25 protein-coding genes and 1 pseudogene are annotated in these 20,531 nt (G+C 75.5%); 12 read left to right on the top strand and 14 right to left on the bottom strand.

Translation table 11 applies throughout. The annotated features are described in order from the left end of the window. Window positions 1–27 precede the first annotated feature (27 nt). Complete coding sequence (locus tag ACFVU9_RS13010) at window positions 28–852, top strand: helix-turn-helix transcriptional regulator (protein ID WP_380439241.1); 825 nt, start codon at window positions 28–30, stop codon at window positions 850–852. 12 nt (window positions 853–864) lie between these two features. Here the strand turns inward: ACFVU9_RS13010 and ACFVU9_RS13005 are convergent, their stop codons facing one another. The 3 genes from ACFVU9_RS13005 to ACFVU9_RS12995 are packed head-to-tail and all read right to left on the bottom strand — an operon-like array spanning window position 865 to window position 4,465. Beyond that, on the bottom strand, window positions 865–3,252 hold the full coding sequence (locus tag ACFVU9_RS13005) for an FtsX-like permease family protein (protein WP_387592854.1): 2,388 nt from the start codon (window positions 3,250–3,252) through the stop codon (window positions 865–867). Continuing rightward, entirely contained in the window at window positions 3,249–3,935 is a 687-nt protein-coding gene (locus ACFVU9_RS13000; protein WP_380495408.1) for an ABC transporter ATP-binding protein, read from the bottom strand. Before ACFVU9_RS13000 ends, ACFVU9_RS13005 begins: the two co-directional genes overlap by 4 nt. Beyond that, on the bottom strand, window positions 3,932–4,465 hold the full coding sequence (locus ACFVU9_RS12995; RefSeq protein WP_380439235.1) for a PadR family transcriptional regulator: 534 nt from the start codon (window positions 4,463–4,465) through the stop codon (window positions 3,932–3,934). Before ACFVU9_RS12995 ends, ACFVU9_RS13000 begins: the two co-directional genes overlap by 4 nt. Before the next feature lie 126 nt (window positions 4,466–4,591). Between ACFVU9_RS12995 and ACFVU9_RS12990 the strand changes: the two genes are divergently transcribed. Both ACFVU9_RS12990 and ACFVU9_RS12985 read left to right on the top strand, forming a co-directional pair. Beyond that, window positions 4,592–5,332, top strand: coding sequence for a dienelactone hydrolase family protein (locus tag ACFVU9_RS12990; RefSeq protein ID WP_387592850.1), 741 nt, complete (start codon window positions 4,592–4,594; stop codon window positions 5,330–5,332). Window positions 5,333–5,398: 66 nt separating this feature from the next. Continuing rightward, entirely contained in the window at window positions 5,399–6,301 is a 903-nt protein-coding gene (locus tag ACFVU9_RS12985) for a LysR family transcriptional regulator (RefSeq protein ID WP_387592847.1), read from the top strand. Between the two features lie 32 nt (window positions 6,302–6,333). On the opposite strand, the gene ACFVU9_RS12980 is transcribed toward ACFVU9_RS12985, so the two are convergent. The 3 genes from ACFVU9_RS12980 to ACFVU9_RS12970 all read right to left on the bottom strand — a co-directional run bounded on the left by ACFVU9_RS12980 (window position 6,334) and on the right by ACFVU9_RS12970 (window position 9,015). Continuing rightward, window positions 6,334–7,020, bottom strand: a complete 687-nt coding sequence (locus ACFVU9_RS12980) for an alpha/beta fold hydrolase (RefSeq protein WP_380439229.1) — start codon at window positions 7,018–7,020, stop codon at window positions 6,334–6,336. Window positions 7,021–7,125: 105 nt separating this feature from the next. Continuing rightward, window positions 7,126–8,310, bottom strand: a complete 1,185-nt coding sequence (locus ACFVU9_RS12975) for an MFS transporter (RefSeq protein WP_387592844.1) — start codon at window positions 8,308–8,310, stop codon at window positions 7,126–7,128. A 168-nt stretch (window positions 8,311–8,478) separates the two neighbouring features. Next, window positions 8,479–9,015, bottom strand: coding sequence for a GNAT family N-acetyltransferase (locus ACFVU9_RS12970; RefSeq protein ID WP_380499216.1), 537 nt, complete (start codon window positions 9,013–9,015; stop codon window positions 8,479–8,481). A gap of 89 nt (window positions 9,016–9,104) precedes the next feature. On the opposite strand from ACFVU9_RS12970, the gene ACFVU9_RS12965 reads away from it, so the two are divergent. Next, window positions 9,105–9,683: a GNAT family N-acetyltransferase gene (locus tag ACFVU9_RS12965; protein WP_380440202.1), complete on the top strand. Its 579-nt coding sequence runs from the start codon at window positions 9,105–9,107 to the stop codon at window positions 9,681–9,683. Between the two features lie 81 nt (window positions 9,684–9,764). Here ACFVU9_RS12965 and ACFVU9_RS12960 read toward each other — a convergent pair whose 3' ends face one another. Together ACFVU9_RS12960 and ACFVU9_RS12955 are read right to left on the bottom strand one after the other, a co-directional pair. Continuing rightward, the gene (locus ACFVU9_RS12960) at window positions 9,765–10,280 is read right to left on the bottom strand and encodes a ricin-type beta-trefoil lectin domain protein (protein ID WP_380508022.1); all 516 of its coding nucleotides are present in this window, start codon (window positions 10,278–10,280) and stop codon (window positions 9,765–9,767) included. Between the two features lie 115 nt (window positions 10,281–10,395). Beyond that, window positions 10,396–10,821, bottom strand: coding sequence for a hypothetical protein (locus tag ACFVU9_RS12955; protein WP_387592839.1), 426 nt, complete (start codon window positions 10,819–10,821; stop codon window positions 10,396–10,398). Between the two features lie 193 nt (window positions 10,822–11,014). Here ACFVU9_RS12955 and ACFVU9_RS12950 point away from each other — a divergent pair, with 193 nt between their 5' ends. The 4 genes from ACFVU9_RS12950 to ACFVU9_RS12935 all read left to right on the top strand — a co-directional run bounded on the left by ACFVU9_RS12950 (window position 11,015) and on the right by ACFVU9_RS12935 (window position 12,821). Continuing rightward, complete coding sequence (locus ACFVU9_RS12950; RefSeq protein ID WP_380499213.1) at window positions 11,015–11,458, top strand: hypothetical protein; 444 nt, start codon at window positions 11,015–11,017, stop codon at window positions 11,456–11,458. Window positions 11,459–11,526: 68 nt separating this feature from the next. After that, window positions 11,527–11,937 carry a DUF3040 domain-containing protein gene (locus ACFVU9_RS12945; RefSeq protein ID WP_380440209.1) on the top strand — a complete coding sequence of 137 codons (411 nt, stop codon included), beginning with the start codon at window positions 11,527–11,529 and terminating at the stop codon, window positions 11,935–11,937. Further along, window positions 11,937–12,236 carry a PRC-barrel domain containing protein gene (locus ACFVU9_RS12940; protein ID WP_387592836.1) on the top strand — a complete coding sequence of 100 codons (300 nt, stop codon included), beginning with the start codon at window positions 11,937–11,939 and terminating at the stop codon, window positions 12,234–12,236. The genes ACFVU9_RS12945 and ACFVU9_RS12940 overlap by 1 nt, the downstream gene beginning before the upstream one ends. Window positions 12,237–12,239: 3 nt before the next feature. After that, on the top strand, window positions 12,240–12,821 hold the full coding sequence (locus ACFVU9_RS12935; protein ID WP_380440213.1) for a type 1 glutamine amidotransferase domain-containing protein: 582 nt from the start codon (window positions 12,240–12,242) through the stop codon (window positions 12,819–12,821). Window positions 12,822–12,925: 104 nt separating this feature from the next. On the opposite strand, the gene ACFVU9_RS12930 is transcribed toward ACFVU9_RS12935, so the two are convergent. Both ACFVU9_RS12930 and ligD read right to left on the bottom strand, forming a co-directional pair. Next, window positions 12,926–13,777, bottom strand: a complete 852-nt coding sequence (locus ACFVU9_RS12930) for a DNA ligase (protein ID WP_387593075.1) — start codon at window positions 13,775–13,777, stop codon at window positions 12,926–12,928. A gap of 54 nt (window positions 13,778–13,831) precedes the next feature. Next, window positions 13,832–14,710, bottom strand: a pseudogene (gene ligD, locus ACFVU9_RS12925) (non-homologous end-joining DNA ligase); the annotation flags it as partial. Between the two features lie 161 nt (window positions 14,711–14,871). On the opposite strand from ligD, the gene ACFVU9_RS12920 reads away from it, so the two are divergent. Further along, on the top strand, window positions 14,872–15,855 hold the full coding sequence (locus tag ACFVU9_RS12920; protein ID WP_387592833.1) for a DUF2690 domain-containing protein: 984 nt from the start codon (window positions 14,872–14,874) through the stop codon (window positions 15,853–15,855). Between the two features lie 19 nt (window positions 15,856–15,874). Here ACFVU9_RS12920 and ACFVU9_RS12915 read toward each other — a convergent pair whose 3' ends face one another. Genes ACFVU9_RS12915 through ACFVU9_RS12905 form a run of 3 tightly spaced genes read right to left on the bottom strand, consistent with a single transcriptional unit; the run spans window position 15,875 to window position 17,600 of the window. Continuing rightward, on the bottom strand, window positions 15,875–16,219 hold the full coding sequence (locus ACFVU9_RS12915) for an MmcQ/YjbR family DNA-binding protein (RefSeq protein WP_380440217.1): 345 nt from the start codon (window positions 16,217–16,219) through the stop codon (window positions 15,875–15,877). Window positions 16,220–16,224: 5 nt separating this feature from the next. Then, window positions 16,225–16,665 carry a VOC family protein gene (locus ACFVU9_RS12910; RefSeq protein WP_387592830.1) on the bottom strand — a complete coding sequence of 147 codons (441 nt, stop codon included), beginning with the start codon at window positions 16,663–16,665 and terminating at the stop codon, window positions 16,225–16,227. A gap of 38 nt (window positions 16,666–16,703) precedes the next feature. Further along, window positions 16,704–17,600: a helix-turn-helix domain-containing protein gene (locus ACFVU9_RS12905; protein WP_387592827.1), complete on the bottom strand. Its 897-nt coding sequence runs from the start codon at window positions 17,598–17,600 to the stop codon at window positions 16,704–16,706. Between the two features lie 160 nt (window positions 17,601–17,760). Here ACFVU9_RS12905 and ACFVU9_RS12900 point away from each other — a divergent pair, with 160 nt between their 5' ends. After that, complete coding sequence (locus ACFVU9_RS12900) at window positions 17,761–18,195, top strand: CBS domain-containing protein (protein WP_380440222.1); 435 nt, start codon at window positions 17,761–17,763, stop codon at window positions 18,193–18,195. A 163-nt stretch (window positions 18,196–18,358) separates the two neighbouring features. Beyond that, window positions 18,359–18,943 (top strand): pyridoxamine 5'-phosphate oxidase family protein, encoded by a 585-nt coding sequence (locus tag ACFVU9_RS12895; RefSeq protein ID WP_380440224.1) that lies wholly within the window; start codon window positions 18,359–18,361, stop codon window positions 18,941–18,943. A gap of 15 nt (window positions 18,944–18,958) precedes the next feature. On the opposite strand, the gene ACFVU9_RS12890 is transcribed toward ACFVU9_RS12895, so the two are convergent. After that, window positions 18,959–19,582 (bottom strand): DinB family protein, encoded by a 624-nt coding sequence (locus ACFVU9_RS12890; RefSeq protein ID WP_380440226.1) that lies wholly within the window; start codon window positions 19,580–19,582, stop codon window positions 18,959–18,961. A 251-nt stretch (window positions 19,583–19,833) separates the two neighbouring features. Between ACFVU9_RS12890 and ACFVU9_RS12885 the strand changes: the two genes are divergently transcribed. Beyond that, window positions 19,834–20,406, top strand: coding sequence for a hypothetical protein (locus ACFVU9_RS12885; RefSeq protein WP_387592822.1), 573 nt, complete (start codon window positions 19,834–19,836; stop codon window positions 20,404–20,406). The last annotated feature ends 125 nt before the right edge of the window (window positions 20,407–20,531 follow it).

Raw genomic sequence — 20,531 nt, 5'->3', positions numbered from 1 at the left:
GGCACGGAACCATGGGGGTGGGGACTCTTGTCGGCGGAGAGACTCACGGTGCCGCGCGAGGCACTGGACATTCCCGCGCCCCTCGACCACGACGAGTCGGCCGTCGCCGAACTCCCGGGGCTCGCCAGCCTGTTACGCGACTGGCGGGCCCGGGCCGGGCAGCGGCTCGGCCTCGGCAAGCCGCTGCCGCAGATGACCGTCGCCACCACGCTCGGCATGAGCGAGCGCTGGTACCGCGACCTGGAGCGCGGCGGCAGCGCCCGCTTCGACCCCAGGCTGCTGGGCAGGCTCGCCGACGTCCTGCTGCTCGACGCCGACGAGCGGGCCTCGCTGTACCTGTACGCGATGGGCGGCACCCCGGCCGTCGGACCGCACGCGCCCGGTGACCTGAGCAACCTCCAGGAACTGGTCGACCGTCAGATGCCGGAGCCCGCCTACCTCGCGGACCACGCCTGGAACGTCGTCGGCCACAACCGGGCCGCCGCCGAGTGGTTCCCGTGGGTCGCCCGCCCCGGCGCCAACTTCGTCCGCTGGCTGCTGACCGACCCCGAGGCCCGCGCGCAGATGGCCGACTGGACCTGGCAGGCCCGGATGACCCTCGCCATGATCCGCTTCGCCATGGCCGGCTACCCCGGCGACGAACAGCTCGTCGCGCTGCTCACCGAGGTCCTGCGCGACCCGGTCTGCCGCCGGCTGTGGGCCGGCCGGGCCTGCGTGGTCGCCAACCGCGACGGCGACCGGTTCAGCCTGCACCTGCCGCACGTCCGCCCCGAGCCCGTCGAGGTCGTCGCCCAGGTGCTCAGCCCCGGCGGCCGGCCGGACCTGCGCTTCGTCGTGCTGGCCCGGCCCTGACCTGACCCCGTCTCACTCGTAGCGCAGGCCGCTCGGCCGCATCAGGCGCAGGAGTTGCGGCAGTCCGAGGGCGGTCGTGAGGAGCACGGCACCGGCGGCGATCGCGGCCGTGGACAGCATCGCGCCCCAGTCGACGGCGAAGTCGAGCCCGGCCGTGTACTGCAGCACCGCGCCCATCCCCAGGCCGCCCGCCGTCGCCAGCAGCACGCCGAGCGCCATCGGGACGAGCGTCTGCCAGAGCACCGAGAGGCCGAGGACCCTGCGCCGGGTGCCGACGGCGTTCAGCACGCCGAGGACGCGGCGCTGCTCGCGGAAGCGCTCCAGCTGGCCGACCAGCAGGCCGAGCGCGACGAGCAGCACGGTGACCGCGGAGCCCGCGGTGAGCAGGCGCTTGACGGCGAGGTAGGTCGGGTCGAGCGTGCGGTCGAGCGGGAACTCGGTGCGCGCCTGCGGGTCGATCGCCATGACTTTGCTGGTCAACTGCTCCTTGGTGTCCGGCAGTCCGGGCTCCATCGACACCAGGACGGTCGCCGGCTGGCCGCGCAGCGCGGCGGCGGGCACGGAGCCGGGGGTGAGCAGGAGCATGCCGCTGCCCATCCGCCCGTCGGGGTCGCCGCCCACGATGCCCGGGACGGGCGTGGCGGCGGGCAGCTGCCAGGCCGCCGGTTCGCCCTGGCCGCGGAAGAAGGCGGCGTGGACGGTCGTTCCGGGCTCCGCCCCGCTGCTCGGCCTCGTCTCCGGTCCCTTGAGGACGAACGCGTCGCCGTCCTTGCAGTCGGGCAGTGTCACGAAGCCGCGCAGCACGGCGCAGCCGGCGATCCGCACCGAGGGCATCTCCCACGGCTTCCCGGTGGGGCTCTCCAGGGAGAACTCGGTGTAGGCGGCGGTCGCGGCGACCCCGGTCGTGCCGGCCAGCCGCTGGCCGAGTCCGTCGGCCCGGGGCGCGCCGCCGGGGAAGGTGACCGACTGCTGGTACGGGCCGGTCTCGGGGCGGTGGCGGGGCAGTCGCTCGTAGCCCGCGCTGACGCCGAGGAAGAGCGTCTGCAGGGCGATCGACCCGGCGATGGCCACGACGACGCCGCTGACGGCGGCCGACGCGGGCCCGGAGCCCAGCTGGAGGCGGCGGACCGCCAGCTGCCAGGACAGCCCGCCGCCGCCCGCCCGCCGGGTGACGGCCTCGACCAGCCAGGGCAGCAGCGCGCAGACGCCGATCAGCATCAGCAGCAGGCCGAACGCGACCAGCAGCGAACCGCGGGTGTCCTGCACGGAGTTGAGGAAGGCGGTGCGCGGCAGTCCGCTCGGGTTGTCCTGCGAGGGCAGCACGAGCGCGAAGACCGTCACGGCCAGTCCGGCCGGCGGGAGCAACAGCCGCCAGCCGATCCGGCGCCGGCCCGGGCCGCTGCGGCGGACCACGCCGAGCGGGTCGACGACGACCCGGCGCAGGGCGGCCAGGGTGACGCCGACGGCCAGCAGCGGCACGACGACCGCGATCACGGCGGCGATCGCCGGGTGTGGCGCGACGTCCTGCGGGTAGAAGCTGAGGTCCGCGAGCCTGATCCGCCCGATCAGCTGCCGGGCGGCCGCGAACAGGCCCGCGCCGGCGACCAGTCCGAGCACGGCGCCCACCAGCGACTCCCCGGCGGCGATCCGGGCGGTCATCCGGCGGTCCGCGCCGCCCAGGCGCAGTGCGGCGAGCCTGCGGTCGCGCCGCTCGCCGCCGAAGCGCGCGGCGGCGGCGAGGAAGACGCCGACCGGCGCGAGCATCACCATGAGGCCGACGGCGTTGAGCAGGATCAGCTTGGGGTCCATCGGCTTGGGCGGCGAGAAGTGCCCGTACGCGTCGATCCGGACGGCCCCGGTGTCCACCGTCAGGCCGTCGCCGCCGAGCACGTAGTCGGCCTGGGCCGGTCCGAGCAGCCCGGCGGGGCCGATGGTGCCGACGACGGGGTAGGGGAGGCGGTCGCGCAGGAGCTGGTTGGCCGGGTCCCGGAGGAGGTCGGCGAGGGCGGGGGAGACCACCATCCGGCCGGGCCCGGGGTAGGCGCCCACGCCCGGCGGGAGCGGCGGGTTGGCGCCCTCGGGCTGGACGACGCGGCCGCGGACGGGGGTGCCGCGGAAGGTCGTGTCGGCGGTGGCGATCAGGACGGTCCGGTCGCCGGGGGAGGGGATGACCTCGTCCTGGAAGGTGTCGTTCTGGGTGTACAGGCGGTCGTTGCGGTGCTGGACGATGCCGGGGAAGGACGCGGTGAACAGCAGCAGCGCCACCCCGAGGCCGACGCCGCACGCGGTGAGCAGCAGCCGGCCCCAGCCGTCCCGGCCGCCGTTCAGTGCCAGGCGCACTCCGAGGCCGAGGTGGTCGAGGAAGGGGGAGCGGACCGTCCCGTCCGTCCGGGTGCTCATATCGCCGCCGCCAGGTCGCGGGTGCGGCCGTCGCGGACGACGACCTCGCGGTCGGCGTAGGCGGCGACCCGGACCTCGTGGGTGACGAGGACGACGGCCGCGCCGGACTCGCGGGCGGCGCGGGTCAGGAGCTTCATGACCCGCTCGCCGTTGAGGGAGTCGAGCGCGCCGGTCGGCTCGTCGGCGAAGACGGCCCTGGGCTCGGTGATCAGCGCCCGGGCGGCGCCCACGCGCTGGCCCTGGCCGCCGGAGACCTCGCCGGGGCGCTTGGCGGCGACGTCCGCCACCTCCAGGCGCTCCAGCCACTCGGCGGCGCGCGCCTCGGCGGCCCGGCGGCGGATCCCGTTGAGGCGCAGCGGCAGGGCGACGTTCTCCAGGCAGGACAGCTCGGGGACGAGCTGGCCGAACTGGAAGAGGAACCCGAATTCGGTGCGCCGCAGGGCGGAGAGCTCGGCGTCCGAGCAGGCGGTGAGGTCACGCCCGCGGTAGGTGATCGTGCCGCTGTCGGGGCGGGCGATCCCGGCGAGGCAGTGCAGCAGCGTGGACTTGCCGGAGCCGGACGGGCCCATCACGGCGACGAGTTCGCCGGCCGCGACGGTGAGCGAGGCGCCCTCCAGGGCGGGGGTGGGCCCGTAGGACTTGTGCAGGTCCTCGGCGGAGAGCAGGGGTTCGGGGGCGGTCAACGCTGGGACTCCGTGATTCGGGCGGCGAGTTCGTCGAGGCGCGCGGCGGTGAGTTCGAGCCAGCGCAGGTCGGCCTCCAGGTGGAACAGCGCGTGGTCGCAGACCAGTTCGTCGGCGAGGTCGCCGTCGAGCTTGCGGCGGGTCAGCTCGCGCATCGCCTTGAGGTGTTCGGCGCGCTGGAGGTCGAGGACGTCGGCGGCCGGGCGGCCGGTCAGCAGGGCGAGCACGACCTTCTGGTAGAGCGTGCTCTGCAGGTACGGCTGCGGGCTCTCCGGGTGGCCGAGCCAGTCGGCGAGGTCGGTGACGCCGGCCTCGGTGATCGCGTACTTCTTGCGGTCGGGACCGCCGCCCGCCTCGACGCCCTCCACGACGACGAGCCCGTTCTTCAGGAGCCGGGACAGCGTCGAGTACACCTGCCCGTAGTGCAGGGAGCGGTCGCGCCCGAAGTGTTCGTCGTAGCGCCGTTTGATGTCGTATCCGTGGCGGGGCCGGCCTTCCAGCAGGCCGAGGAGCATCTGACCTAGTGACATGCCGGGAACTATACACACCATGTATACAGGGGTGTGAATAGTGGCCGGGTGGGGTGGGGGTGCCGGGCGGCGCTAGGATGCGCGCGACATCGTCCGGACCTGCGGGTCCATTCCACGGGGGAATTGATGACTGATCAGACGAGTGGCCGGTGGCTGGAGCTCGGCACGCCGGGCGGTATCGAGGCGTACGTCCACGGCCCGGTGGGCGAGGTGCGCGGCGCGGTGGTGGTCTGCCCGGAGCTGTACGGGGTGAACGCCTACGTCCGCGGGATCTGCGCGGAGCTCGCCGGGCTCGGGTACGTGGCGCTGGCCCCCGACTTCTACTGGCGCAGCCGGCGGCACACCGAGCTCGGCTACAGCGCGGAGGAGCGTGAAGAGGGCCTGACGCTGATGCGCGCCCTGGACCGCGACGAGCTCGTCGCCGACGCCGCCGAGGCGCTGGACTCGGCCGTCGCCTGGGCCGACGACCACGGCGTGGCCTTCGTGGGCACGAGCATGGGCGGCCACATCGCGGTGCGCGCGGCCACCGAGCTGCGCTTCGACCTGGCCGCCGTGTTCTACCCGGGCTGGCTGCTCAACTCCGGCTTCCCGCTGGTCGGCCCGGTCCCGCCGCTGGAGACGGCCGGGCGCATCGCCGCCAACGGCGTGTACCTGCTGGGTTTCTGCGGCGAGCTGGACCACATCCTCCCGCCCGAGGAGTGGCAGGAGGCCGAGCGGAAGCTCACCGAGGCCGAGGTCGGCCACGAGCTGGTCACCTACCCGGGCGCCCGCCACGGCTTCGCCGCCGACCGCCCGGCGGACCACGACGCCGCCGCCACCGCCGACGCCTGGCGCCGCGTCCACGCGGCCCTGGCCGAGCGGCTGTAGCACCCGGCCCGGATTCGGGGCGTACGACCACTGTGGTCCGTCGGTGCCGGGTCGTACACTCCCGGGATGGACCGCAGGACACCGCCCGTACTCCCCGAGCTGCCGCTCCAGGAGCTGGAGTGCTTCTCCGTGCTGGTCCACCAGCTGCACTTCGGCCGCACGGCCGGGCTGCTCGGGGTGTCGCAGGGCCGGGTCTCGCAGCTGATCAAGCGGCTGGAGGGCCGGGTCGGGGCGCCGGTGTTCGAGCGGACCAGCCGCCGGGTGGAACTGACGGAGCTGGGGCGGGAGCTGGCCGAGCAGGTGGTGCCGGCCTTCGAGCGGCTGCGGGAGGGCTTCGACGCCGCCCGGGCGCGGGCGGCGTCGGCGGACCGGCCGATGCGGGTCGGCTTCCAGTGCGTGGTGTACGAGCCGGTGGCGCGGGCCGTCGCGGGCCTGCCGGAGGGTTCGGTCCAGCTCGTCGAACTGCCCTGGGGGGATCCGTTCTCCCGGCTGGCGCAGGGCGACGTCGACCTCGCCATCGTGCTCGCGCCGTGCCGGGAGCCGGGGCTGCGCGTGCTCATGGAGTTCTCGCGGCAGCCGGTCCGCATCGCCCTGTCCGCCGCCCACCGGCTGGCCCGGGCGGCCGGGGTCTCCGCCGGGGACCTCGCCGGGCTCGGGCTCATCGAACCGCGCGGCCCCGCGCCGGACTACTGGCGCCTGGCGAACGCGCCCCGGCGGCTGCCCGACGGGCGGGACCTGGCGTACCCGGCGGGCGCCGCCACGCTCCAGGAGGGGTTGTCGACGGTGGCCAGCACCGCGCAGGGCCTGCTGCTCTGCGAGGCGAGCGTGCGGTACGTCCAGCGCCCGGACATCCGCTACCTCCCGGTGCCCGACCTGGAGCCGTCGACCCTGCTCGTCGTCCGGCGGGAGCGGGCGGTGCACGGACTGACGGAACGTTTCCTCGGGCTTCTCGCGGAATCCGTCGGCTGACCTGTCGCGCCGTTGGGCCTTCCAGCGCCTTCCTATGCCTCCAGGCTCCTCGCGGCGTCGCGGATGACGTCGAGGACGAAGGCCGGGTGCGAGAGCATCGGCACGTGGCTGCTGTCGACGGCGTAGGTCTTCGCGCCCATGCGCTCGGCGGCGGCCCGCTCCAGGTCGGGGTGCACGGTGCGGTCGTCGTTCGCGACGATGTACCAGCTCGGCTTCGTGCGCCAGGCGGTGCCGGGGACCTGCTGGGTGAACAGGTCGGCGACCGGTACGGCGCCCGTCGCGAGGACGAGCTTCTGCTCGGTCTCCGGCAGATCGCCGCAGAAGTCGCCGAGGCCCGACTCCTGGAGCCAGATGCGGCCGTCGGCGACCTCGATGTTCTTGAAGACGGGCGTGCCGGGGAACTTCTCCTGCTGGCCCTGCGAGGTCTCGTCCTCGTCGGGGGCGAGCGCCGCGATGTACACCAGCGCGCCCACCCGGTCGTGGACGCCGGCCTTGGTGATCAGGGTCCCGCCGTAGGAGTGGCCGACCAGCACGACCGGTCCCGGCACGCGGTTGATCGCGCGGGTGACGCACGCGACGTCGCCTTCGAGCGAGTCGAGGCCGTGCTGCGAGCTGAGGACCTCGTGGCCCTCGGCCTGGAGCGCGGGGATGAGCCTGCCGAAGCACGACCCGTCGGCCCAGAGCCCGTGGGCGAAGACGATGCTGGCCTTGCCGGTCATGTGATGTCCTCCTGCGTAGGTGGCGGGCCGCGACGGCGCCCTACGCCGAGTATCCGGTCGATCACTCATCGTGGCAATCCGCTCTCCCTCCGGCCCTCCCGTCCGCTAGCGCCGCGGCCGGGAGGCGACGGCGACGAGCAGCCCGGAGGCCGTCGCCAGCGCCGCCGCGAGGAGCACCGCACGGTTCCCGGCGTGGTCGATGACGAGGCCGCCCGCCAGGGAGCCGACCGCGATGCTCGCGTTGAACACGCCCGCCCACAGCGCCCCCGAGGCCTCGATCCGGGCCGGGTCGGCGGTGCGGACCCAGGTCTGCGTGGAGACCGACACCCCGCCGTACGACGCGCCCCAGAGGACGAGCGCGAGCACCACCGTCACGACGCTGCCGGTGAGGACGGGCAGCAGGCCGGTCGCCAGCGTGACCCCCGCGAGGGCGGTGGTCACGGCCGCCCTGGGGCTGCGGCCGGCGAGCGGGCCGAGCGTGAAGTTCCCGGCCACGCCCGCGAGCCCGTACACCAGGAGGCAGGCCGCGATGACGCCGGTGCCCAGGCCCGCGTCGGCTTCGAGCACCGGGCGGACGTACGTGTAGCCGGCGAAGTGGCCGAGGACGACGAGCGTCGTGACGGCCAGCCCGGTCGCGACGCCCCGGTGTCGCAGCACACCCGCGATCCCGTCGAGCCGGCCGCGCTCGTGCACGGGCAGGGCGGGCAGCGTGCGCGCGAGGACGGCGGCGCAGACCACGCCGAGGAGCGCGAGCGCCCAGAACGCGGCGCGCCAGTCGAGCAGCGCGGCGAGGTAGGTGCCCAGCGGGACGCCGAGGACGGAGGCGATCGAGACGCCGGAGAAGACCATGGTGGAGGCGAGGGCGATCCGCGGCCCGTCGACGAGGCGAGGGGCCAGCCCGGGCACGAGCCCCCACACGATGCCCATCGCCAGGCCGAGCAGGATCCGGCCGGCGACCAGGACGGTGAAATCGGGGGCGATCGCGGTCACCGCGTTGGCGACGGCGAGCAGCAGCATGTGGCCGACGAGCACGCTCCTGCGGTCGCGCAGCCCGATGAGGGCCGGGACGAAGGGGGAGACGCCCGCGCCGATGAGCCCGGTGATCGTCAGGGAGAGGCCGGTGACACCGTCGGTGACGGAGAGGCTGTCCGACATCGGCGTCAGCAGCCCGACCGGCATCATCTCGGCGGACACCACGGTGAACGTGCTCAGGGCGACGGCGACGACGGGGGACCAACGGGCCTCGGTGGAAGGCGAGTTGGCTGGAGTGAGGACTTCCGCGTTCTTCATGGCCCAAGCTCATCAGCCGGCCCGGGGGCGAGCAAGATCGATCAGCTCATGCATTGATTAGCACGGCTCATGAATCACGCCCGGCCGCGGGGGGGCCCCGGGGGGCGGGGCGGGGGGGCCCGGCCCCCGGCGCCGCCCGCCCCCGTCCGCCGCCGTCCGCCGACCTCGTCACCAGAGGTCGCCGGGCCGCCAGTCGCAGGTCAGCAGGCCGGTGAGGTCCAGCGGGGCGGTGCCCGGCAGGACGAACACCCCGCCCTCGTCGTCCGGCGTCGGCCGCTCCCCGCCGTGCCGGGTCGCCGCCGACAGCAGTCCGTCCCACCGCAGCCAGCCGCGGTTCGCGTAGAACTCGACGGCCGCGTCCGACGAGCTCAGCGCGCCGAGCTCGTACCCGCCTCGGACCAGGCCCGCGACCGAGCCCATCAGCACCGAGCCGTGCCCGCGCCCCTGCCGGTCGGCCCGGACGGCGACGCCCTCGACGTAGCCGGTGCGCACCTGCCGCCCGTCGTGCCGGAACACGCGCGGCACGACGGCCGCGTGCCCGATCAGCACGCCGTCCTCGCGCAGGAGCGCGTGCACGCCGCCGAGCGCGTGCTCCCAGTCGGCCTCGGTCAGGTCGGCGCCGAACACCTCGAACAGCAGGGCCCGGGCCTCGTCCAGCGTGGATGCGTCCAACTCGGCCGTGCGGGCCGTCAGTAGCTCGATCACCCGGCGATCCTCGCACGACCGGACCGCCGCGCCGCCCGCCACCGGAAAACCGCTGGCGGGGCGGGCGGGGCGCGGGATAGGAAAGTCGGATGAGCACCGACCAGCGGACCTTCCGGCGCACCGTCCTCGACCTCGGGGACGCCGTGCTCCGCCCGTGGGACCGCGCCCTCGACCTCCCGGGCGGCACCGTGCCGGCCCTCGTCGCCGCGGCGGCCGATCCGGTGATCGCCCGCTGGAACCCGCTGGGCACTGACGACCCGTCCGCCGCCGAGGCCTACCTCGACCGCTGCGACACCACCTGGGCCGAGGGCCGCACCGGAGCCTTCGCGATCACCGACGCCGCCGACGGCACCCTGTGCGGGAACGTCGCCCTGTTCTGGCGGGACCGCGAGGACGGACTGGCCATGATCGGCTACTGGCTCCTGCCCGCCGCCCGCGGCCGGGGCCTGGCGACCCGCGCGACCCTCGCCGTCGCCCGCTGGGGCGTGGAAACCGCCGCCGCGCGCCGCCTCGAACTCGCCCACGCCGTCGGCAACGACGCCTCCTGCCACGTGGCAGAGCGCGCCGGCTTCCGGTACGAGGGCACCCTCCGTTCCTCCTACCGCTACCCCGGCCGCGACTACAACGACGAGCACCTCCACGCCCGCCTGGCCGACGACGCCTGGTAGTGCCCGGTGACGCCCGGTGATGCCCGGTGACGTGCGGAGCGGCCCGCACGGGGGTGGCGGGCCGCTCCGGTCCGGCGGCCGTCAGCCGCTGACGGAGGCGCCCGGCGCGTGGAAGTACCACTGCTGGGCCGGCGTGGTGAAGTTGCAGGTGTAGATCTGCAGCTGGGTGCCGTCCTGGGTGGTCCCGCCGGGGACGTCCAGGCACTTGTTGGACTGCGGGTTGATCAGGACGGGGCCCTCGTACTGGACCCAGCGCTGGGCCTCGGTGCCGTTGCAGTCCCACAGCTGGACCTTCGTGCCGTCCGTCGTGCCGCTCGCGCTGACGTCCAGGCACTTGCCGAGCGCGGACAGGGTGACGCCCGTGAAGTCCGGCCTGTTGGTCACGGTCCACGACTGGGCGCCCGTGCCGTTGCAACCGTAGATCTGCACCGGCGTTCCGTTCGCCGTACCGCTCCCGCGGACGTCGAGGCACTTGCCGCCGACCCCGGTGATCGTGGTGCCCGCATCGGCGCTGGCCGTGCCCGGCAGGGCCGCGACGGCGATCGCGGCGGCGGCCAGCGCGCCCCAGGCGTGGCGCTTGCGTACGGGATTCCTCATGGTCGTCCTCTCGGAATGTCGGGCCGGCGTGCTGCCGGTGCTCGACGAGGACTGTGGCCGGGGCCCGTGGACGCGCGGTCGACGCGGGCGTTGACGGGCCGTCTACCGGGGACGTCTACGGCCGGCCGCGGGCCTTGCCGTACACCGACCGCAGCCACGGCTCGCGGACGGCCGGGAGGCGGGCCGGCGTGCGCAGGAGCAGCACGCGGTCGGGTCGGAAGCCGGACGGCGGGCGCGGCGGCAGGGGGTCGTCGCGCTGGACGCCCGCGGGCAGCCCGCCGGTCGCCGGGACGCGGGCACCGTCGCGGGGGGAGGCCAGGTGGGCCCGGACCTCGGCGTCCAGCGGCACGGCCGCGCACGCACCGCCGGGCCGCCACACCTCACCGGTCAGTGGGGGCCGGGGGACGAGGACGAGGTCTGCGCGGGGCGCCGGCACCCCGGGGCCGGCCAGGGCGAGCGCGCGCACCGGCGGGCCGGCCGGGAGCAGCGCATCGAGCGTGGGGCCGAAGGCGGTGGCGACGAGTCCGTCGGGCACGGCCACGCGCGGGGCGCCAAACGGGTTTCCGCCGCCCGCACGGGAAGTCGGACCGGCCGACTTCCCGCGCACGCGCCGGGGCCCGGAAACCGGTGGCCGGCCGGCAGCGCGCCCGGTGGGGCGGAGGCCTAACCTGGAAGGGCGCGTTCCGTTGCGCGGCCCACGTCCGCGCGCGGTACCGGAAGGGAAACGGTGGCCCATGACCGTGGTCTCGACGGCACTCTTCGGCACCGACTGGCGCTCCGCGCCGACCGGTGCCGCGGACCTGCTGCGCGAGTGCGCCGCCCGGGGCTGGACGGTCGTCCTGACCGGACCCGGCCCCGCCGGGGCGCCCGCACTGACCGTGGCCACCCCGGGGAGCGACCCCGAGCGGGCCGCCCTCGACCTCGTCGGCGGCGGCGCCGACCACGCCGTGTACGTCGCCGGCAGCGTCCGCGAGGTCCTCGCCGCCCGCCGTGCCGGGCTGCTCTGCCTCGCCCTGGAGTGCGGACGGGACGACGCCGCCGACCTCCGGGCAGCCGGCGCGGCCGAGGTCCACCGCGACGCCGTCGCCCTGCTGCGGGTACTCGACGACAGCCTGCTCGCACGCCCCCGGGCCTTCGGACCCGTCGGCGCGGGAACAGGCCGTCCCGGAGGCGGTTAGCGCAGGCCCGTACCGGGCAACCGCCCGGGTACGAGCACGTCACCGGAAGTTTGTCGGAGGTGACCGAGATGGACGGACCCTCGCTGAGCGGACGGGAACGGCGGCTCCTCGAGGAGATCGAGTCCGGGCTGCGCCAGGACACCCGCCTCGACCGGAAACTGAGCACCATGGGTGCCAAACGGCCGGGCCGGGTGCGCACGGCCGTGCGCCGCACGGCCCGCCGGATCCCCGCCGGGGTCGTGCTGACCGCCCTCGTCATGACCGCGATCTGCCTGAGCGTCGGCGTGCGGACGCCGACCGTCGCCGTGCTCACCGCCCTCGGCGTGGTCTGGGCGGCCTCCCTGGCCGTCGCCGCCGCCGCGGCCGTCCTGCTGCGCCGCCGCGCCGGCGCCCGGCGCCGCGACCCGCTCGACCGCCCGGACGGCCCCGACCGCCCCGAGGGGCGCGAGCGGCGGCCCTGGGACAAACCGGAGGTGTGATGACCACCGACCTGTGGGAGTACCGCCCGGGCTCCCACCAAGCCGCCGAACTCGGCCTGGCCGGCTACGAGGTGGAGGCGACCGACGGCCCGCTCGGGCGGGTCGAGCAGGACGCCGGTGACCACCTGCTGGTCGATGCCGAGCCCTGGGTGCCGGGCTCCCGGGTGCTCGTGCTGGTCGCCCTGGTCGCCCGGATCGACCACCTGGAGCTCGTCGTCCACCTCGACTGCCCGCGCGCCCGGGTGAGTTCCGCCCCGCCGCCCGCGGCCGTGGACGTCCTCGGGCACCGCCCGGGGTGAGCCGTGCGCTGGCCCACCACGACGCTCACCGGCCGGACCGTCGCCTTCCTGGTCGCGCCCTACGGCGTGGAGGAGATCGAACTCACCTCCCCCTGGCAGGCGGTGGCCGAGGCCGGGGGCACGCCGCGACTGCTCTCCACCGCACCGGGCCGGGTGCAGGCCGTGCGGCACCGGGCACCGGGTGACACCTTCGCGGTGGACGCGGTCGTCGCGGACGCGGAGGCCGCCGGGTACGACGGACTGGTCCTGCCCGGCGGCGTCGCGAGCCCCGACCACCTGCGGCAGGACCGCGACGCGGTCGCCTTCGTGCACGCCTTCTGCGCCTCGGGCCGCCCGGTCGCGGCGATCTGCCACGGGTCCTGGACCCTCATCGAGGCCGACGCCGTCCGCGGCCGCACCCTCACCTCCTGGCCCAGCCTGCGCACCGACCTCGTGAACGCCGGCGCCCACTGGATCGACGCCGAGGTCCACGTGTGCCACGAGGGCCCCGGCCCCCTGGTCACCAGCCGCAAGCCCGCCGACCTCCCGGTCTTCGACGACGCCCTGGTCACCGAGTTCGCCCACGCGACGGAACGGCGGAAGTGACCTGGGAGCCGGGGCCCTTGCGGCGGGGGTGAGCGCCGGGAGTTCCGAGCCCGTCGACCGGCCAACGCCCGCCCAACGCCCGCCCATCGCCCGGGTGTCGGCCGTCAGTCGCCCCTCAGCCGGGTGTAGGTGGCGGTGGGCGGGCGGCCGGTGAGGGTGAGTTCGGCGCGCAGGGGGCTCGTGAGGGGGTGGACGGTGCCGTGGGCGGGGTCGTGGACGGGCGGGGCCAGGTAGGGGTGGGCGGCCTCGGAGATCTGGGCGGCCTGGACGGCGGTGAGCCGCGGGGTGGTGAGCAGGACGCGGCCGTCGTCGAGTTCGACCACGAGGGCGTGCGGCCTGGCGGCCGGGCCGGTGAGTGCGCGGACGAGGGCGTCGACGGTGTCCGTGCGGCGGTACTTGACCCAGACCCGGCCCGCTCCCTGCGCCCGGTACGCCGAGCCCGCGGCCTTGCAGACCAGGCCCTCCACCCCGGTGGCCGCGAGGCGGTCCATCCAGTCCAGGGCCTCCGTGCGGTCGGTGGTGGCCATGACGGGCTGGATCGGTGGCGGGACGTCCGCGAGCGCGGCGAGCAGCAGGCGGCGGCGGTCGGCGAGCGGCAGCCGGCGCACGTCGCGGCCGGGGAGGGCGAGGACGTCGAAGGCGATCAGCCCGAGCGCGACGTCGTCGCTCGCGCGGGCCTGGCGGGTGCGCAGCAGTTCCTCGAAGGCGAACCGGCCCGCGCGCCAGGCGACCAGCTCGGCGTCGAGCACGAGCCCCTCGGGCAGCCGGGCGACGGCCGCGGCGATCGGCGGGAACTCGGGGGCGAGGTCCCGTCCGCTGCGGGACTGGAGGTAGGCCGGGCGGTCCCCGCGGGCGAAGGCGAGGCAGCGGAAGCCGTCCAGTTTGAGTTCGTACTGCACGCCCCCGCCACCGAGCCCGTCCGGCGGCGGGACGGCCGGGACGGCGGCCGGGCGCATGACGTCGACGGGCGGCCGCAGCACCTGGCGGTCGGGCTCGGGGGACGGCGCGGCGGGGAGGGGCCGGGCGTGCTCGGGGTCGAGCAGCGGGGCGAGGAGGTCGCCGTGGGCGGCGAGCCGTTCGGGGACGTCGGCGAGGGTGAAGACCAGGTCGTCCTCGGAGTCGGCCTCGGCGAGCTCCTCCCAGGTGACCGGGGTGGACACGGTGGGCTGCGGGCGGGCGCGCAGCGTGTACGGGGCGGCGGTGGTCTTCTTGGCGTTGTTCTGCGACCAGTCGACGAAGACCCGACCGGCCCGGCGGGCCTTGGCCATGGTGTGGACGACGAGGTCGGGGCGGTCCGCCTCCAGGGCGGCGGCCAGCGCCTTCGCGTAGGCGCAGACGCGGGCGCTCGGGGTGGGTTCGATCGGGACGAGCAGGTGGAGGCCCTTGGAGCCGGAGGTCTTGGCCCAGGCGGCGAGCCCGTCCGCGGCCAGGCGTTCGCGGAGCAGCCCGGCGACCGTCCGGCAGGTGAGGACGGTCGCGCCCTCGCCCGGGTCGAGGTCGAGGACCAGCCGGTCGGCCAGCCCGGGCGCGGCGGCGTGCCACTGGGGGACGTGCAGTTCGAGGCAGCCGAGGTTGGCGGCCCAGAGCAGCGCGGCGCCGTCGTCCAGGAGGACCTGGCGCAGGTCGCCGCTGTCGCTGGGCACCTCGGCCGTGCGGATCCAGCGCGGGGTGCCGGCCGGCGGGTTCTTGGCGATGAACACCTCGGCCTCGACGCCGTCGGGGCAGCGGAGGAAGGACACCGGGCGGTCGTGCAGGTGGGGCAGGAGGGCGGTGTGGACGGCCGCGTAGTAGCTGAGGACCTCGCCCTTCAGGGTGCCGGTCCGCGGGTAGTAGACCTTGTCCAGGTGGGAGAGCGCGAGGGTGCGCCCGTCCACGACCATCTGCGGCATGGGCCGCCTCCGAAGCCGTCGGTGTGGCCCCCGCTGCCAGTCTGCCCGGGGTGCGGGGCGGGCGCGAGCGTGGCTTTCCGTGTACGCGCCCGCACGGTCGGTGGGGCGGTTATGCTGCCGACGGTTCGCGAACTGACGCTGCGTCAAGGGGGATCGGGGCGATGGTCGGTGACTGGCGGGCCCTGCCGGCGAGGCTGGGGCCGCAGGAGCGGGAGCTCGTGGCGGGGCTGCGGGCGCTGAAGGACGGGTCGGGGCTGACGCTGGCCGAGCTGGCGGCGAAGACGCACTACAGCAAGTCGTCCTGGCACCGGTGGCTGAACGGGGAGCGCGTGGTGACGGAGGCGGCGCTGGCCGCGTTCGGCGCGCTGGCGGGGGCGCCGGCGGAGCGGTGCGCCGCCCTGGAGGCGCTGCGGGTGGCGGTTGCCGGGGCCGGCGCGACGGAGGCCGCGGCGGAGTTACCCGGGCCTGCGGAGCCGCCGTCGTGGCCGGAGGAGGGGGAGTCGGAGCCCACGGCCCGGCCGCGCCGGAGCTGGTGGTGGGCGGCGGCGGCCTCGGCGGCCGGTGTCGCCGCGGTGGCCGGGGCGCTCGCCCTGAACGACGGCGGCTCCGAGCGCAGCCCGGGGGCCGCCGCGACGACGGGCACCGCCCGGGCCACCGCCCAGGCCACCGCGCTGTGCGAGGCCGCCGGCTGTGTCGGGAAGGACCCGCAGGCGAGCGGCTGCGGATCGGACGCCACGACGATCGCGACCGCCAACGTGCGGCAGATGACCGTCTACGTGCGCTACAGCCGCCGCTGCCGGACGGCCTGGGCGAAGCTGACGGACGCCACGGCGGGGTACCGGGCGACGATCACCAACTCGGCGGGGCAGAGCCAGACCGCCCTGGTCCACTGGGGGTACGACGCGTACTCGCCGATGGTGGACGCGTCCCAGAACGACAGCCGGATCCAGGTCTGCGGCGAGCAGCCGGACAACAGCCGCAACTGCACCCCGGTGATCATGGACCCGGCGACGGCGCCAGTGGTTCCGGTCCCGACGCCGGCCGCGGCCACGGGTGCGAGCGCGGCCCCGACCCCGACCTCCCCCGCCACCGACTCCCCGGCGCCCGCTCCGAGCCCCGACGCGGCGGATCCGACGCCGCAGTGACGCCGGAGGGCGGCTCCCGTCAGCCGGGCGAAACGAGGGCGTGGGCGTCCCCGACGAGATCTTCCACGCGCTCCCAGTCGACGGGCACCGCGTCCAGGTAGACGCCCACCCAGCCGCGGTGCCCGACGTACGGCGGGCGGAAGTACCGCTGCGGGTCCCGCCCGGTCAGCTCCGCCTGCACCCCGTCCGGCGCGGCGCACCAGAAGGCGAGCCGCTCGTCGTGGTGGTGGTCGGCGAGCATGACGAACACCCGGGCCCGGCGGCCGGCGCCCGCGAACCAGGTCGGCTCGCCGTGGCCGACCCGCTCCGCGGTCTCCGGCAGGGCGAGGCACAGCGCCCGCAGGCGGTCGACGGGCGTGGGCATCGGCGTCACCCGTGCTGCGGGGCCGACGGCCGCGGGGAGCCCGGGTAGGTGCCGAAGTACCAGCGGTTGCCCTCCGGGTCGGCGGCCGCGAAATCGCGCGAGCCGTAGTCGGTCTCGTGCAGCCCGGTGGTGATCCGGGCGCCGGCGGCGACGGCCCGTGCGTGGACGCCGTCCGGGTCGGCCGTGACGACGTAGGCGCTGAACGTGCCCGGGCGGCCCGGCCAGGTCTCGGTGCCCTCGGGCGCGTCCCGCTCCGAGCCGAGCATCACGCCGCCGCCCTCGGGCCAGGCCAGTTCGGCGTGCGCGACGAACTCGCCCTCGCCGTACGCCACGACCTCCTCGAAGCCGAAGGCGTCGGCCAGGAAGCGGATCAGGGCGCGCGCGTCGTCGGCGCGCAGCGTGGGCCAGACCTGCGGGGCGGGGGTCTTCGCGTCGGTGGTGTCCATGGCTGCCTCCTGCGGTGGTGGGTGCCGGCCGGTCGCCGTCACGCCTCCCACTCTGCGACCGGGTCGCCCGCCCCGCCTTGGACGTTTCGGAACCGCTTCTCCTCCGGCCCCTCCGCCGCCAGCCACGCGCTGGGCGCCGCCCCGGCCAGCGCGCGGAACTCGCGGGCCAGGTGCGCCTGGTCGAAGTAGCCGCAGCGGGCCGCCAGCTCCGCCAGCCGGGGCGGCGCGCCGCCGGCCAGCAGGTGCCGGGCCCGGTCGAAGCGGATCACCCGGGCGGCGGCCTTCGGCGTCAGCCCGGTCTCGCGGCGGAAGCGCTCCTGGAGGTGCCGCGCGCTCCACCCCGTCTCCCGGGCCAGCGCCGCCACCGCGAGCCCGCCGCCGCTGCGCCGCAGCGCCTGCCAGGCCCAGCAGACCTCCGGCGGTACCCGCCCCGACGGGCGGGCGGCCCGCAGCAGGGCGCCGTCCAGCAGGGCGAAGCGCTCGTCCCAGGTGGCGGCGGCGCGCAGCCGCTCCTGGAGGTGCGGGGCCAGTCGGCCGAGGACGTCCTCCGCCGGGAGGTCGATCCCGGCGAGTTCCCCGGCCGGTACCCCGAACAGCGCCCTGGCGGCCAGCGGGTGCACGGCGATCTGCACGCCCGACTGCCGGCCGTCGTGGGTGATCAGCGCCGGGGCCGTGTGCAGGCCGCCGAGCAGGGTGGCGTACGCGTCGGGTCGCTGAGCCGGGTCGGGGTGGGCGGCGAGGACCAGCGGCTCGTCGAGGGTGAGGATGAAGGTCAGGTAGGGGGAGGGCAGGCCGCGGTGCACGGCGGGCGCGATGCCGCGCTGGCGGTAGCCGGAGTACCAGGCGACGTACGGGCGCAGCGCCGTCGCGGGCCGGGCCCGGACTGCCTCGTCGACCACGCCTTCGCGCACGGGTTCGGCGGCTTCCGTCGTCACCCTCCCAGTATCGGTGGCCGCGGTCGCGGGCGGGCGGGATGTTGCCTATGGTGATCGCACGGTCACACCGCGGGTGCGCGGTGCCGCCGACGGGGGAGCGAACGGGGGGAACTTCCGGGGGGAACGACCTCTGGGGGGAACCACTCACGAAGGAGTCCCCGTGACCAAAGCCCGAGAGATCATGCACACCGGCGCCCAGTGCATCGGCGCGCACCAGACGCTCGCCGAGGCCGCGATGATGATGCGCGACAAGAACGTCGGTGCGCTGCCGATCTGCGGCGACGACCAGAAGCTGAAGGGCATCATCACCGACCGCGACATCGTCGTGCGATGTCTCGCGGAGGGCAAGGACCCGGCCAAGATGACGGCCATGGACCTCGCCGGGCACCTGCACTGCGTGCGGGCCGACGACGACATGGACGCGGTGCTGCGGAAGATGGAGCAGCACCAGATCCGGCGCATCCCGGTGATCGACGGCGAGCGGCTGGTCGGCATGATCAGCGAGGCCGACCTGGCGATGGGCCGGCGCGACGGCCACCGCCTGACCGACCAGCAGATCCTGGAGTTCATGGAGGGCGTCTACATGAAGGCCTGACCGGGCCGGACGTCCCCGGCGGCGGGTCCCGTGCGAACGACCGCACGGGGGCCCGCCGCCGGCGTGTTCTCCCGGGAAGGTCCGCCGGAAGGTCCGCCACGCGAACAGTCTCGATATGAGAAACGATCTTTCTCAATGGGCGAGATGAGCGCACAATGGCGGCATGGGAAAGCAGTACGAGAACATCGACGGCCGGCTGCGCGAGTTCATCGAGCGCCAGCCCGTCTACTTCGTCGCCACCGCGCCGCTCGCCGCCGACGGCCACGTCAACGTGTCGCCCAAGGGCCGCTCCGGCACCCTGGTCGTCCTGGACGAACGGACCCTCGCCTACCTGGACTTCGGCGGCTCGACCGCCGAGACCATCGCCCACCTGCGGGAGAACGGCCGCATCACGCTCATGTGGTGCGCCTTCGACGGCCCGCCCACCGTCGTACGGGTCCACGGCCGCGGCGAGCCGGTCTTCCGCGACGACCCGCGCTTCACCGGCCTCCTGGCCCGCTTCGGGCCCGGCGTGGACGGTCCCGCCCTGCGCGCGGTCGTCCTGGTCGCGGCCGAACGCGTCAGCGACTCCTGCGGCTTCGCCGTCCCGCTGATGGACTACCGCGCCGACCGCGCCCTCCACGCGGACTACTTCGCGCGCAAGAGCGACGAGGAGTTCGGCACCTACTGCGAGAACAAGCCGTACGTCGTCACCAGCATCGACGGCCTGCCCGCCCTGCCCGTGCCGCTGCCCCCGCGCCCGGAGTGACCCGCAGGGCGCGCCCTAGCCGCGCGCGGAGTAGCGGTAGAGGTCGCGCAGCAGGGCGATCTCGGCGCCGTGGTGGAGGAGTTCCTGGTTGACCCACCAGACGACGTCCAGGAAGGGCTCGTCCGCGTCGCCGCCGTAGGGGTAGGTGCAGTGGCCGACGGTGTCGAGCGCGGCGTCGTCGGCGGCGAGCAGGGCCTTCCGCCAGGCGTCCGCGGCGGTGTCGAAGGCGGCGACCGCGGATTCGGCGTCGCCGTGGACCGGGAAGGCCTCGCGGGTGAGGGCGCGGGTGCCGTCCGTGTGGTCGGCGCGCAGCAGGAGCAGTTCGGTGAGGTGGGTCAGCCGCCAGGCGAGGGTGGTGAACGGCGGCGGCTCGGGGTGCGGCCAACCGGCGGTGTCCCGGCCCCACGCGCCGGCGCCGACCAGCAGGGTGGCACGCTCGCCCGGCCCGTCCGCGTGGCGCCGCACCGACCAGCAGCCGGGCACCGGCTCCCAGCGGTACTCGTCGTCCGTCAGCGGCCCGACGGCCACCGCGGTGCCGTTGCCGCTGTCGACGGCGGGGCCGGCCAGCCGGTCGCGCAGGCGGGTGCGGGCGAAGTCGAACTCGGCCAGCAGCGGGACGAGTCGGGGCGGCAGGGGCATCGGGACGACTCCGGTCGGTGGCAGGGCGCGGACGGCCCGCACCCTGCCACACCGCGGCACGTCCCGCGAGCGGATTTTCCGCTCGCCGGCGGTCGCCCGCGCATGCCGGCGGTCACCGGTCGCATGCCGCCGGACCCCACCGGGTCCGTGGCGGAGGGAAGTTGGACGGAAATCGGCTAACGGGTGGCGTGGCGGCGGCGGTACCGTGCGCTTTGGTGAGCATCCGTCAAGGCCGGTGAGGGGGACGTGCCATGGGGGGCGGACGGCAGGGCCTGGCGCGGGGGTACTTCCTGCGGGAGGCGGCCGCGTTGCAGCGGGCGAACACCGGGGGCGCGCGGCGGCTGGAGCGGATCATGTTCCCGGGGGCGGGTGTCGTGATCGTGGGGACGCCCTGGGAAGAGGTACGGCTCGACGTGAGCGCCTCGCGGGACGAGCTGTTCGCGGCGCTGGGCGGGGAGGCCGCGGGATGGGCGGAGCCGGACCGCGGGGTGGGGCCGCGCCTGCCGGTCTCGGCGCCGGCGCCGCCGCTGGCGGTCTACGCCGATCTGCTGGACGACCTCGGGGACCTCGTCTTCACGCTCACCACCTACCCGGCCGACGTCGGGCGTCCGCAGGCGGCGGCGCGGCTGGACGCCGTGCGGCTGGTGGGCGGGGTGACGGCGGTGGTGCAGGTGTGCGCGCCGGGCGGCACGCACCGGATCCGGATCCCGCTGGATTCGGGCGTCCCGCTGGTGGCGCTGCCGCTGGCGATCGCCGAGCACCTGCTGGCGGCGGGCGCCGGCACGGACTGGGACTACCCGGTGGAGGAAGAGCGGGGGGAGTAGCAGGGGGAGCAGGGGACGCGAAGAGGCCGCCGCCACCCCGGGCGGGGGGGGGGGGGGCGGGAGCCGGGGGGGTTAATTTGAACCGGCCCGCGTTGACCAGAAGAAAGGGCACGGAGGGGGGGCCG

The organism is Kitasatospora sp. NPDC057936, from assembly GCF_042887525.1.
In the GTDB taxonomy this organism is placed as follows: Bacteria; Actinomycetota; Actinomycetes; order Streptomycetales; family Streptomycetaceae; genus Kitasatospora.
This window is presented reverse-complemented; position numbering and strand designations above follow the sequence as displayed.

What these genes read in the sequence shown, in the direction of transcription:
- ACFVU9_RS13005 (WP_387592854.1), bottom strand. Translation starts at nt 3,252, where the DNA reads ATGAGCACCCGGACGGACGGGACGGTCCGCTCCCCCTTCCTCGACCAC.
- ACFVU9_RS12995 (WP_380439235.1), bottom strand. Translation starts at nt 4,465, where the DNA reads ATGTCACTAGGTCAGATGCTCCTCGGCCTGCTGGAAGGCCGGCCCCGC.
- ACFVU9_RS12990 (WP_387592850.1), top strand. Translation starts at nt 4,592, where the DNA reads ATGACTGATCAGACGAGTGGCCGGTGGCTGGAGCTCGGCACGCCGGGC.
- ACFVU9_RS12985 (WP_387592847.1), top strand. Translation starts at nt 5,399, where the DNA reads ATGGACCGCAGGACACCGCCCGTACTCCCCGAGCTGCCGCTCCAGGAG.
- ACFVU9_RS12980 (WP_380439229.1), bottom strand. Translation starts at nt 7,020, where the DNA reads ATGACCGGCAAGGCCAGCATCGTCTTCGCCCACGGGCTCTGGGCCGAC.
- ACFVU9_RS12975 (WP_387592844.1), bottom strand. Translation starts at nt 8,310, where the DNA reads ATGAAGAACGCGGAAGTCCTCACTCCAGCCAACTCGCCTTCCACCGAG.
- ACFVU9_RS12965 (WP_380440202.1), top strand. Translation starts at nt 9,105, where the DNA reads ATGAGCACCGACCAGCGGACCTTCCGGCGCACCGTCCTCGACCTCGGG.
- ACFVU9_RS12960 (WP_380508022.1), bottom strand. Translation starts at nt 10,280, where the DNA reads ATGAGGAATCCCGTACGCAAGCGCCACGCCTGGGGCGCGCTGGCCGCC.
- ACFVU9_RS12950 (WP_380499213.1), top strand. Translation starts at nt 11,015, where the DNA reads ATGACCGTGGTCTCGACGGCACTCTTCGGCACCGACTGGCGCTCCGCG.
- ACFVU9_RS12945 (WP_380440209.1), top strand. Translation starts at nt 11,527, where the DNA reads ATGGACGGACCCTCGCTGAGCGGACGGGAACGGCGGCTCCTCGAGGAG.
- ACFVU9_RS12940 (WP_387592836.1), top strand. Translation starts at nt 11,937, where the DNA reads ATGACCACCGACCTGTGGGAGTACCGCCCGGGCTCCCACCAAGCCGCC.
- ACFVU9_RS12930 (WP_387593075.1), bottom strand. Translation starts at nt 13,777, where the DNA reads ATGCGCCCGGCCGCCGTCCCGGCCGTCCCGCCGCCGGACGGGCTCGGT.
- ACFVU9_RS12920 (WP_387592833.1), top strand. Translation starts at nt 14,872, where the DNA reads ATGGTCGGTGACTGGCGGGCCCTGCCGGCGAGGCTGGGGCCGCAGGAG.
- ACFVU9_RS12915 (WP_380440217.1), bottom strand. Translation starts at nt 16,219, where the DNA reads ATGCCCACGCCCGTCGACCGCCTGCGGGCGCTGTGCCTCGCCCTGCCG.
- ACFVU9_RS12910 (WP_387592830.1), bottom strand. Translation starts at nt 16,665, where the DNA reads ATGGACACCACCGACGCGAAGACCCCCGCCCCGCAGGTCTGGCCCACG.
- ACFVU9_RS12895 (WP_380440224.1), top strand. Translation starts at nt 18,359, where the DNA reads ATGGGAAAGCAGTACGAGAACATCGACGGCCGGCTGCGCGAGTTCATC.
- ACFVU9_RS12890 (WP_380440226.1), bottom strand. Translation starts at nt 19,582, where the DNA reads ATGCCCCTGCCGCCCCGACTCGTCCCGCTGCTGGCCGAGTTCGACTTC.
- ACFVU9_RS12885 (WP_387592822.1), top strand. Translation starts at nt 19,834, where the DNA reads ATGGGGGGCGGACGGCAGGGCCTGGCGCGGGGGTACTTCCTGCGGGAG.